10 protein-coding genes and 1 other annotated feature are annotated in these 11952 nt (G+C 42.9%); all 10 genes read right to left on the bottom strand.

All coding sequences use genetic code 11. The features are described from left to right. Positions 1 to 91: 91 nt before the first annotated feature. Positions 92 to 1033, bottom strand: a complete 942-nt coding sequence (locus tag AC1DM9_RS07980) for an ABC transporter permease (protein WP_477579762.1) — start codon at positions 1031 to 1033, stop codon at positions 92 to 94. A 50-nt stretch (positions 1034 to 1083) separates the two neighbouring features. Then, entirely contained in the window at positions 1084 to 1809 is a 726-nt protein-coding gene (locus tag AC1DM9_RS07975; RefSeq protein ID WP_477579404.1) for a glycerophosphodiester phosphodiesterase, read from the bottom strand. Between the two features lie 266 nt (positions 1810 to 2075). Continuing rightward, positions 2076 to 2870: a DeoR/GlpR family DNA-binding transcription regulator gene (locus AC1DM9_RS07970; RefSeq protein WP_339202926.1), complete on the bottom strand. Its 795-nt coding sequence runs from the start codon at positions 2868 to 2870 to the stop codon at positions 2076 to 2078. A gap of 7 nt (positions 2871 to 2877) precedes the next feature. Next, complete coding sequence (locus AC1DM9_RS07965) at positions 2878 to 4644, bottom strand: LamG-like jellyroll fold domain-containing protein (RefSeq protein ID WP_477579402.1); 1767 nt, start codon at positions 4642 to 4644, stop codon at positions 2878 to 2880. A 5-nt stretch (positions 4645 to 4649) separates the two neighbouring features. Next, positions 4650 to 5216 (bottom strand): 5' nucleotidase, NT5C type, encoded by a 567-nt coding sequence (locus tag AC1DM9_RS07960; protein WP_477549454.1) that lies wholly within the window; start codon positions 5214 to 5216, stop codon positions 4650 to 4652. A 240-nt stretch (positions 5217 to 5456) separates the two neighbouring features. Then, entirely contained in the window at positions 5457 to 6554 is a 1098-nt protein-coding gene (asd, locus tag AC1DM9_RS07955) for an aspartate-semialdehyde dehydrogenase (protein ID WP_441875172.1), read from the bottom strand. A 143-nt stretch (positions 6555 to 6697) separates the two neighbouring features. Continuing rightward, positions 6698 to 6958: a binding site (T-box leader), on the bottom strand. Positions 6959 to 7137: 179 nt separating this feature from the next. Continuing rightward, positions 7138 to 8145: a FecCD family ABC transporter permease gene (locus tag AC1DM9_RS07950; protein ID WP_441875169.1), complete on the bottom strand. Its 1008-nt coding sequence runs from the start codon at positions 8143 to 8145 to the stop codon at positions 7138 to 7140. Then, positions 8142 to 9149, bottom strand: coding sequence for a FecCD family ABC transporter permease (locus AC1DM9_RS07945; protein WP_477579400.1), 1008 nt, complete (start codon positions 9147 to 9149; stop codon positions 8142 to 8144). The genes AC1DM9_RS07950 and AC1DM9_RS07945 overlap by 4 nt, the downstream gene beginning before the upstream one ends. An 18-nt stretch (positions 9150 to 9167) precedes the next feature. Then, complete coding sequence (locus AC1DM9_RS07940) at positions 9168 to 10136, bottom strand: ABC transporter substrate-binding protein (protein WP_477579398.1); 969 nt, start codon at positions 10134 to 10136, stop codon at positions 9168 to 9170. A gap of 137 nt (positions 10137 to 10273) precedes the next feature. Next, positions 10274 to 11929 (bottom strand): helix-turn-helix domain-containing protein, encoded by a 1656-nt coding sequence (locus tag AC1DM9_RS07935; protein WP_477579396.1) that lies wholly within the window; start codon positions 11927 to 11929, stop codon positions 10274 to 10276. Positions 11930 to 11952: the final 23 nt, after the last annotated feature.

The raw sequence follows: 11952 nt of genomic DNA, 5'->3' as shown, positions 1-11952 counted from the left end.
GATATCTCCATTCCTACCTTCTCTTTTTAATTTATATGGAAAAACGCGGTTAAGCGTCTCTCTTCAAGGAAAAATGCTTCTATCGAACAAATTACCAAACCGATGTGCCGGACACTTTTCGTGCGAAACGATTGGCAGTGACAACTAGAATCAAAGCGATAACACCTTGCATCATACCGACTGCCGTCGCATATCCGTATTGGCCTTGCTGCAAGCCCACGCGGATTACATACGTATCCAGAATATCTACCAGATCACTGTTTCCTGGCATCTTGAGCAAATATAGCTGGTCGAATCCCGCTGACAAAATGCTTCCAAGCGATAGAATAAACACGATGAGAATGGTCGGACGAATCGACGGAAGGGTAATATGCCATATTTCCGCCCATTTGCTTGCCCCGTCAATTTTGGCTGCTTCATACATGTCTTGATTAATTCCAGCGATGGCTGCCAAATAGATAATGGAATCCCAGCCAATTGTTTTCCATATGTGGCTGCCGAACATGATTTGATAAAAATATTTGGCTTCATTCATAAAGAATGTGCTGCCGTCTCCCCCAAAATAGGTGATCGCTTCATTAAGCAAGCCAGTATCCGGCGCCAATGTTCTTTGTACTAAACCAATAACGATGACCCATGACATAAAATGCGGTAAATACGAAATACTCTGGGCGATGTTTTTAAAGGCACGGTTTTTAATTTCATTGAACATTAGCGCAAGTAAAATCGGGAACGGCAAACCGAGAAATAACTTCATTGAGCTGATGATAAGTGTGTTTTTGATCAGCGTCATACTTTGAACATCGTTGAAAAACTTTGCGAAATATTCGAAGCCGACCCACGGACTCTCAAGTATGGTTTGATTAAATTTGAATTCCTTAAACGCTAGAAGCAATCCGCCCATTGGGATATAGGAAAAAATAATGAAGGACGCTAGACAAGGCAGAAGCATGAAGTACAAATAGCGGTATAACCATATTTTTTTCAACAAATAAACAAAACGCTGTTTTTTTCGATTTCCAGCTGGTACTATAGCCACTTTGGTTTGCAATGAGGGCTTCTCCCTTCGTTATCATTTTTGAATTAATCTGTTTCCAACTTTAATTGTTTCAGCAGATTAACCTCGTTTGTCGTTATTTCATCGACACCTAAATGAATCATCTCGATAAGAGATTCCCTATCATCAACGGTATAGACCCACACTGCCAAACCCAGCCTATGTGCATATTCCACCAATTCGCTGCGGCAAGTTCGGTAATTCAGGTTTAAGCCGTAATATCCGCCTACATTTGCCCATTCGCAAACGATTCGTGCCCATCCGATATAGTCAAGTTCCTCTTGTTCAGTAAGTACATCCGGCGTGTTATAAAGAACCTTAATTCCCCGGTGGCGGTTCGTAATTTCGTCCGAGCACCCTGTAATGAATACAAGCTCCTCCATTTCAAAATTCCTGATGCTCTTAATCGCTGGTTCAATTACCGCATTTGTTTTGATATCCAAATTGAGCTTTATCCCGTATTCTCTTGCCAAGCCTAGAACTTCATCGAGTGTCGTAATGGTGTGGCTTTCGTAAACAGGGCTGAGCTTTACGCGGTTTTCCGGCCGGTTCAATTGCTCGAATGTCAATTCGGCAAGCAGCGGGCTATGGTCATGCAGCAATACCACCTTACCGTCCTCTGTCACCCTAAGATCAACTTCTGCCACGTCTGCACGCATAGCTATGCTCTCCAGAAAGGAAGCCCTTGTGTTATCCGGTGCAGCACCGCTCCCTGTATGGGCGCAAATGAGCGGAAAAGTTCGACAAGTCATAAACCATTCTCCTATTCTTCTAATTTCAAAATTTCTCTAATAAGTAATTAATAAAGCACTTATTACTGTTGTTGTGATATTTATAGTGTAGTTAAAGATTGTTATCGTGGTATTTTCGTAATAATAAGGTATCATTAAGCCCGATGTTGTTGTTTGTTGTATGATTGATCAATTTCAAGCCTAAAATCTAGCCGTTCCTATTATTTAAGCTAATCATTTTCGCAAAATAAAAAAGAAGAACCGGAGCTGCGTCCGATTCTTCTCGCTTAATTGATTTGACTTGCGTTAATCCAGGTAATTCCTTTTATTTCGAGCTCTTGTGCCCATGCTTCAGGATGGTCCTTCTCACATACGACAACATCAATCGATTCTAAAGGTGCAATATGGCAAAATGCCTGTATACTAATCTTGCTGTGATCCGCTAACACGATCACTTCCTTCGCCTTCAATATAATCATTTTTGAAATAACGGAATCATTCATATCGTAATCGCTAATTCCTGTCTCGATTGAAATACCGCCTACGGAAACAAAAGCTCTGTCCACGTAAAAGTTTTTAAGTATTTCCTGTGATATATGACCGCTGACTGATTGCTGCTCTGGCGAGATTTCGCCTCCCAAAATAATGACTCGTCCGTTAAACAGTCCTTGCGTTAGTGATTCCGTTAGAAGATTCGCTACCGTTAAGGAGTTGGTAATAACTGTTATCCTTTTTTTACCTCGCAGAGCTCGTGCCATTTCATGAATCGTTGTACCGGTATCCATATAAATCGTGTTCCCGTCATTAATCAGATCTACCGCTCGCTGCCCAATAACCTGTTTAGCTTCAAGATTGAGAATTTGACGCTGCTGATAGGGTGGCTCGCCTTTCTCATATTGCACCTTTACAGCTCCGCCATATACACGTTTAAGCTTTCCTTCCTCCTCCAGCACAAACAGATCACGTCTAATCGTTTCAAGAGAAACCTGAAGCTGTTCCGCTAACGAAATGACCTGCACCTTACCGAAGGTATCCAGCTGAACAAGAATATACTGTTTTCGATCTTCTGATAAAAGAGACATTCAAAGATCACTCCATTTCTAGCCTTAAGCTATTATTCACAAAGGAAAACCGTTTTTTAAAATCAAATGAAAAGGTAAATGAATCATATTTTCCTGTTAAATAGCGATAATCCGGATAGGTCAAAGATTCGCTTTGCCCTAACATGTCCACCCAAGGAGAATAGGTTTGAAAACAAATATGATTGTCGTTCTCGTTAAATTGAGCCAATCTCATCCAACCATTGCCGCCGCGGTAGCTGTCTTGATAATTGATTAGCAGCTGTATAACCTCGTGACCTGAATTGTTCTGCCTTGTTTGATGAAAATTGCCGTTATAATGCCCATTAGCCGTCATGAACACTTGGTTATAGGGAGCAACCAGCTCATCCCATATGATTTTCCCGTTTTCCGATTCATGTGAAATTAGATTTTGACTATCACCGGTTGTATACAAAATATCATGCGAAACAAGAATAGTTGGCATATCGCCATGTTCATCAAGCACTATTTTACACCATGCCAAGTCCTTCATTAGATGCTGCATATCTACCATTAACCATAAATAATGATAGCTTCCAGCCTGGACAATGCCATATGAACTATATCTTGATGGTGAATTGCCCTTATAATAATCTTTGCTGAGAAAACGTTCTGGGCCAAAATAATTCAAATACGTATCTTCATCATTATAGTCATGATTTCCAGCTGTCATCAAATACGGGGTTCGTGACTGATCCATAGCAGAGATTGCACTGGTGGAACGTTCCCACTCCTCTAAGGCATCACTATGATCGACAATATCACCTACATAGGCAGTCATTGCAATTTTGCTGCTCAACTCATTATTCACAATCCAATCAACCTGTGCTTCAAACATTTCTGGATTTAAGTAGACCAGCTTCTGAGCATCTGGAATAAAAGCAAAATTGTAGTTGGTTTCCTGCTGCAGAAGTGAAACATGCTCATTCGTACCTTGAAGAACTTGCTGTGGACTAATGTTTTGCAACCAATCTGCCCTGTCCAGAGGCTCATTAGCGATACGGATTTCTCGAATGGTTCCGGAAAATAATTGATCCAATTGACCTCCCCACTCCGAAGCTCCAATATTCCATCCTTTACCTTCAACGCCAGAAACGCCGACAATTGATTTGGCAGGACTGCTGTAATCACAAATACCGTTCACATACATTAGCGTTTGTTCCTTATCGTTCACAATTGCGATATGATGCCATTGTCCTGGATTCAAATAACGCGACCAGCTCGTTACCGAGGATGATCGATTCGTTGGATGACATATCCACTGGGATTCCTTGCAGTTCGAAACAGACAATGTCGCGAGCAGCTCATTTTCTCCCGAGTTGCCGATGTCAGCGCCCCTGCCCTGTCTCGTAAGCACCCCCATCCAGCTATGTTTATCCTCATGAAATGGCTCAGGCAATTGAACGATTGCTTCAATCGTGTACCCATGTTCTAATCGGTCATGATTAATGGGAGCATTCTCCACCGTTTGAAAATAACTACCGCTTCCTTTATTGCATCGATCATTTTGAAAAGTTAATCCCGCTTCGTCAAGGCTTCCTTCCATCCATCCAAGCAGAACCTTATCAGGCTGCTCCAAAACATCCTGCGTCGTAACCATCTTAATATGATTCCCGTTGCCACTTACATCGTTTAAGACCAAATTCCTTTCCTCAATCGAACCAGACAATGTGTTCACAGAATCAAATATCCAATGCGTCAACACATTTACAGGTTGCTGCCTCTGCGGAATGTGCATAACACGTCCTTGCTCCATAGTGCTCAACCATCCTTCTCTACATTAAGATCGTTTATTTGTCGTTCCTTGTCCATGAAATAGTCCCTTACTTCACCCCAGTTATGCACCCGAACATACCCGGTCTTATGAATATTGTGCGGAGCATCGTAAAGAATGCCTTGACCTCGAAAGCGTTCAAGCTGCTTTACATTGTCATCAATCAAATAATCAGCGTGAATGACACTCTTATTTCCGCAAAACACAAAATTCATATTGTTCAGAAAACTAAAGTGCTCGAGTAACCACTCGTACTTGGCTTTAAATGATGCCGGAACCTCCATCGCAGCAGTCGTAATATAAATCTCATAAAATTGACTGAGCTCGCGTATGACTTCTTGGCTATGTTCAATAACTTTTAGTTCACGAAAAAAAACTTCATTGTCAAAACAACGGTCTATTTCTTTTTTTAGTTGAGGCCTCAATTGCGACAAGGTTGTTCCATGCAAATCCGTAATCAGCAGGTTATCGTTAAAATCCCTGTTGTACCATTCCAAATGCGCACCCGCAGTATCCGCCATTACCTCATCCATATCAATCGCTATGCGTTTCAATGCAATCTCTCCTTGTTCAAAGCATTTAATTGTTCAACAAAACAAAACGAATCGGTAACAAACAGTCTACATACCACAATTATAGGCACGAATTGTTTTCACCATCTCAAATACATATTAACTTACTGTAAATCTAATGGCGTGGAAAGCAGCTAAAAAAATCAACTCGATATATAAAAAAAGACCATCCCGAGGGATGGTCTTTAATCATAATGAACCTGTTAAATCTTATTAAAAAGCTTATGCGTTGCTATACTTTGCCTGAATATAGCCTTCTGCTTTAAGAAGCTCGGCAATCAGTACAGCACCGCCCGCAGCTCCACGTATTGTATTATGAGATAGTCCTACAAATTTATAATCGTATACAGAGTCTTCACGCAATCTTCCCGCTGAAACGCCCATGCCCTGTTCAATGTCACGATCTAGTCTCGTTTGCGGTCTGTTCTCTTCCTCGAAATACGTAATAAACTGTTTCGGTGCGCTTGGCAAGCCAAGCTCCTGCGGACGACCTTTGAATTGCTGCCAACGATCGAGAATTTCTTCTTTCGAAGGTTTGTTTTCGAATGATACAAATACAGTTGCCAAATGTCCGTCTAATACGGGAACGCGGATACACTGTGTAGAAATTAAAGGTGCGTTCGCTTTTACGATTTCATTATTTTCGATGCTGCCCCAAATGCGTAGAGGCTCCTGCTCGCTCTTTTCTTCCTCGCCGCCAATATAAGGGATAACGTTGTCTAACATTTCAGGCCAATCGGTAAAGTTTTTGCCTGCGCCAGAAATCGCCTGATACGTCGATGCAATGACAACTTGAGGTTTGAAATCAAGCAGTGCATGAAGTGCAGGTACATAGCTCTGAATGGAACAGTTGGGCTTAACAGCAATAAATCCAGTTTCTGTTCCAAGTCGCTTTCTCTGTGCTGCAATGACTTCCAAATGACCAGGATTAATCTCTGGAATGACCATAGGAATATCAGGCGTCCAGCGGTGAGCTGAATTGTTGGATACAACAGGCGTGCCTGTTTTTGCATAAGCTTCTTCCAACGCTTTGATTTCATCTTTTTTCATATCGACTGCACAAAAAACAAAATCGACCTGATTAGCAACTTCCTCTACTTTCGAAGCATCCAGAACGACAATATTTTTTACAGCTTCAGGAATAGGGCTGGTGAGCTTCCATCTGCCTTGTACTGACTGCTCGTAAGTTTTACCTGCCGAGCTGGCGCTAGCTGCAATAGCTGTAACCTCAAACCAAGGATGCTGATCCAGCAGGTCAACAAACCGCTGGCCCACCATGCCTGTTCCTCCAACAATACCTACTTTTAATTTTTGTGTCATTAGATATTCAATCCTTTCTATATCGCTTAATCATTCTGCTACTAACGATTCGAATATTTTAAATTGTTATACCTTATATACAATGTACGTTGAGTAAGCTTTGCACCAATAAAAAAAATCCCACCCCCAAGACTATGGTAAGTCTTAGGGACGAGATTAATATGCTCGTGGTACCACCCCAGATTCGTCAATATGTCGCCATATTAACCTCTTCAAGTACGGCTATGCAAGCGCATGCTTATACTCTAGCTCTGTAACAGGAGCTCCTGTCACACCATCCCCGTAACCCGGTTCCGATGTGCTGCTCTAAGTCTTTGTTCAATAAGGAACTCTTACTCCTTTTCAGCTAACGGAGCTCTCTGTGAAAGAATTCATTTATTTACTCATCTCTTCATCGCATTTGAATGTTGCGATTATATTATCAAAAATCTGTTCTAACGTAAACAACAATTTTTGAAAAGTAGAAAAAATTACACATTTAAGTAACTGTGCTCCGTTTAACACAAGTCCTCGAGATGCTGTTTTTTGCCCAAAATGGTGCAATGCTCTCTTCAAATAATCTTTTCATGAAGCTAGAAAACTGTTATTTTTTGAGCAGTAAATAAACAAAATACGGGCCGCCGATCAATGAAACCATGATACCGGCAGGTATACCGTCAGGATCGACGATATTGCGGCCAATTGTGTCCGCCACTAACAGCAGTAATCCGCCGAGCAAAACAGCGACAGGAATGAACAGCTGATTGCGTGGACCAACCAATGCTTTCGCAATATGCGGTGCCATCAATCCAACAAAGGCAATTCCTCCTGTAACCGATACCGCTGACGCAGATGCGGCAACCGCGGTTAGAATCAACACGAGACGTTCCCGTTCAAGCTTTAGACCGACACCAACCGCTGTTTCTTCGTTCAATGAAAGAAGATTGAGCCGATGTGACTTATACAAGGTGAACGGAATGAGTAAGCACAGCCATGGAAGCAAAGCCCAGATGAACGGCCAATCCGCCCCCCATATATTACCTGCAATCCATTTTGCGATAAAATCTACCTTCGAGCGTTCTGCTGAGGAAATAATGACGATCATTATCCCCGACAGCGCCATTGAGAAACCGACACCGACGAGTACCAGTCGAATGGGATCAAGCCCGCGTGTTCGGCTGTACGAGAAAAAATAGATTAGAGCCGCTGTGAGCAATGCGCCAAGGAAAGCGACTAACGGCAAAATATAAACGAATGTTCCTACATCGATCGGAAAGTAGAGAAAAAATATCGCAATCGCCACGCCTGCTCCAGAATTGATGCCGATTATTCCAGGATCTGCGAGATCGTTGCGAGTGACGCTTTGCAATATAGAGCCGGCCAGTGCAAGAGCCATACCCGACAGCAAGGTGATCAAAATCCTCGGCAAACGTACGGAGAACAAGACAAAATCCTCTTTGAAGGTGCCATGGCCAAGCAGCACAGGAAGCAGTCTGTCAAACGACAGCTTAGAGTACCCTACTCCCATGCTGATGACAGCCGTAACAACAATCAGTACTAAACTGGCTAGCAGGATAAAGCGTTGTTTGCGAATGAGAGCTGACAATGTCATGAGAATGCTTTCCCTCCTCTACGCACGACGAATAAGAAGAAAGGCAAACCCAGCATAGCAACTATAGCTGCTACAGGCGTCTCATAAGGTGCGTTAATCGTCCGGCTCAGCATATCAGCAAGCAGCATGAAGATTGCTCCTGCAAAAGCGGAGAAGGTCATGACATGCCGATAATCGGTACCTACGAACCTACGCACGATATGCGGAATCATCAAACCTACAAAGGCCATATTGCCAACAAGCGCAACCGAAGCGCCAGTAAGTACAATAACTAGAACGAACAAAATCGCTTTGATCATCATCAGCTTTTGTCCAAGCCCCGTCGCTACCTCATCACTCAGACTCAGTATGCCTACTTGGTTCGAGAGAACCAAAGCTGCCGCAATGCCAATAAGAATGACCGGTGCAATGGCTTGAAGCTGCCACCAGGTTGTTCCGATCAATCCTCCAGCAGTCCACATCGTTACATCCTTGGAAATTTTGAAAAAGATGCTGACGCCATCTGAGATCGCGTACAAAAAAGCTGAAACGGCTGCTCCAGCAAGTATAATTCGCATCGGAGACAATTTTCCTCGCCGAGTCGCGCCAAGAGCCATGACCAGCGCTGCTCCAAGAGCAGCTCCGAGGAAACAAGCAAGCATGATGCCGAAATAATTCAGCCCCGGTATGAACACGAAAGCAAGCGCGAGCGCCATGTTGGCGCCGGAAGTAAGACCTAGCAAGCCTGGATCTGCAAGTGGATTGCGCGTGACTCCTTGCATGATAGCGCCGGATACGGCGAAAGCAGCTCCGATCAATATCGCTGCTATCGCACGAGGCAGCCGGATCTCGCGAAGGACGAGAATATTATCGTCCTTCACGTTGGTCGTGATAGCCAGCCACAGCTCTCGAAATGTCGTATCCGCTGCTCCGAATTTCATGGATAGAAAGAAGCTCAGAACAAGCATGAGTAAGCAGCCTATGAGCTTATATGAAATTAAAACAGATTGTCGTTTACTTTTCATTGGACTCTCTTCTTTACTTTATTTTCCTAGAAAACTTTGAATGAAAAATTCTAATTGATATTCCATGCTAAGCGGGTCATTAAAGTAGAACGCTTTGGCATCAGCTTCAAAAACGTGTTGGTTTTTTACAGCAGCAATATTTTTGTACGTCTCTGTGTCTTGGAACGTATTGTCTTCATCTGCGTTTTTGCTGAAAATGACATAATCCCCACTGTAGTCCTTCAGAACTTCCGTTGAAACTGCGAAAAATCCTTCTGCTTTCGTCGCTTCTTTAACTTTCTCAGGCATGCCTAGCCCGAATTGTTGATAGAGGATTTCCGTTCCGCGGCCGAAATTGTCACCATAAACATAAAGCTGCTTATTGAAAGTTTCGATAACCGAAACTGTCGCATCCGCACCGATTTTTGCTTTGATTTCTTCGCCAACTTTTTTCGTACGCGCGTTAAAATCATCGACCCAATTTTTAGCTTCCTGCTCTTTATTCAACAGCTTCCCAATTTCAATTTGTTGCGTTAAGAAATCTACTTTGCCGTAAGTATAAGTAACTGTAGGAGCAATTTGCTTAAGCTTGTCAATGTTTTTAATATCGGATAGTCCAATAATAAGATCTGGATTCAGCTCGATAATTTTCTCAAGACTTTCATCTGTAACTGCTTCTGTATTCGCTAGCTTTTCTTTAAAGTTTGGGTTATCCTTGGACATTTCATCCACGCCGACAAGCGGCACGCCTAACGCCATAACGTTACCAGTTAAGAACCTTGTAATTACAATGACGCGCTGTGGATTGGTCGGAACTTCCACAGGGCCATTTTCTGATTGATAAGTAAACGTGCCCGAATCTGAGGTTGTTGATGGTGATGCCTCATCTTTCGGTGCATCCGTGGATGATACTTCAGGCGTGCTGCTTGCATTATTGTTTTGATTGCCGCCGCAAGCGCTCAGAATAAGAACTAAAGATAGAACGAACGGAACAAAAAGCTTTTTCATAAGATGACTCTCTCCCTTTTCTTTTGCTATCATGTATCGGCATTGAAAATAATTATCATTTTCATTACCATAACGTTATTATAGGGATGCATTATGCTCTGATCCATGCCTTTTTGTTGGGAAATTAACTTGGACTATTAGTTGCTTGTGAATAAAGATACAGCGCGTTGAAGCTGCAAACGAATTGAAACGGGATTGTAGGGAATCCATTCATCATGGCTGAGCAGATGTACATTACCATGCTGTACGGCAGGAAGCTGACTCCAATAATTAGATTTGAATATTACATCTGAATGAGCAGTTGATCCTTTCGCATCTGGAAAAACGATAACTAATATTCGATCCCCAGCATATTGTGCAAGCTCCGATATCTTAATCGGAATGGAATGAAATTTATCGCCAAGCTTCTCCATATCCTCTTTAATCCGTGCAGGAGGCTGTAATCCGAGCGATTGATAAATCACACATCCGACATTGCGCGATCCATAAACGAGCAAATGTTCAGGCTTAATGACGAGAATCGTTATTATTTCTTGCGCGGCTCTGCTTTGCTGAACCAAGTAACGCGCGAGCTGTTCCTCGTTCTGATACTCTGTTAGCCACAGCTCTGCTCGATCTCTTCTCTGTATAACTTGAGCGATAAGACGAAGATGCTCTTTCCAGCCTAATTCCATCCACGATATTTCCACAATAGGCGCAACTGCCCGTAATTGTTCTGCATTCAGCCCATACTCATCCAAATGCTGATTTGCCGCAATAATCAGCTCAATGTTGTTTTCGAGCAATAACGATTTCACTTGTTCTGCCGAACAGTCAGCGTTTATAAACATCATGGTTTGAGGCGATTGAAGTCCGGACGTATTCAAATATTCACTGCTGTCTGAGATGATTACCGCCGGCTCCAAACCAAGTAAGAGCAAATGGCTCGCATAAGGTGTCAGCAATACAGCCACTCTCTGGAAAGTGCCTCGGTTGTACGCCGAAGGTGCTGCCCCTGTTTCCTGTTTAAAACGCCGGCTGAGATAAAACTCATCCTTGTAGCCAACCTTAAGAGCAATTTCCCTTAGCGTGCCCGAACCGCTAATCAATAGCTCCTTGGCACGATGCACACGAAGGCGCGATAAGTAATCGCTAGGCGAAAACCCGGTTAACTGTTTAAAGAGAATGGAGTAGTGAGACCGACTTACACCTGCAATTTCTGCTAATTGCTCACGCGTTATTTTTTCACTAAAGTGGCTCTCTAAATAAGCAATGCTGCGTTCCATAGATGGTTTTTCGCTTGAAGCAAACTTAGCCTCTTGCCCCTCCAGCAATTGGAGAATAATTTGATGAAACACAATTTGATTCTGTACGTGGCGGATTTCATTTCCTGGCAATCGGTGAATAAATAGCTCCTCCACAGATGCTGCAATCGCAGGTTCATTTGGAAAAAAATGAACGCTTGAATTGGAAGCTGCCTCACTTTTTCTCATCATTGTACCTGTTGACTGAGAGTTCGCCTGCTCACGGGTATTTATAGCAAGCTTGTACATATGAAGAGGATGCATCATATCTGCACTTAGTACTGCCTCCGTGTTCGCTGGTACGAGGATAACGCTGCCTTCCATCAGCTCGTAGAGCTGATCCCTGATCCGAAGGCTGCCTTTGCCGCTGACAATTGCAATCAGCACCGTTAAGCTCTCGTTTATTTCATACATTGGGCGATTCGTCGTACTATAAATCGAATCAATACTATCAGCCGTATATAATGGAAAGTGGGATTCTGCCCACTCCGAGTCAACATTTTTTTTCACAAATAAAGCCTCCAATAGTAAAA

The organism is Paenibacillus sp. 01T431 (assembly GCF_056398625.1).
This window is presented reverse-complemented; position numbering and strand designations above follow the sequence as displayed.

Coding starts and splice junctions, on each gene's coding strand:
- AC1DM9_RS07975 (WP_477579404.1), bottom strand. CDS start 1,809: ATGACTTGTCGAACTTTTCCGCTCATTTGCGCCCATACAGGGAGCGGT.
- AC1DM9_RS07945 (WP_477579400.1), bottom strand. CDS start 9,149: ATGAAAAGTAAACGACAATCTGTTTTAATTTCATATAAGCTCATAGGC.
- asd (WP_441875172.1), bottom strand. CDS start 6,554: ATGACACAAAAATTAAAAGTAGGTATTGTTGGAGGAACAGGCATGGTG.
- AC1DM9_RS07950 (WP_441875169.1), bottom strand. CDS start 8,145: ATGACATTGTCAGCTCTCATTCGCAAACAACGCTTTATCCTGCTAGCC.
- AC1DM9_RS07970 (WP_339202926.1), bottom strand. CDS start 2,870: ATGTCTCTTTTATCAGAAGATCGAAAACAGTATATTCTTGTTCAGCTG.
- AC1DM9_RS07965 (WP_477579402.1), bottom strand. CDS start 4,644: ATGGAGCAAGGACGTGTTATGCACATTCCGCAGAGGCAGCAACCTGTA.
- AC1DM9_RS07940 (WP_477579398.1), bottom strand. CDS start 10,136: ATGAAAAAGCTTTTTGTTCCGTTCGTTCTATCTTTAGTTCTTATTCTG.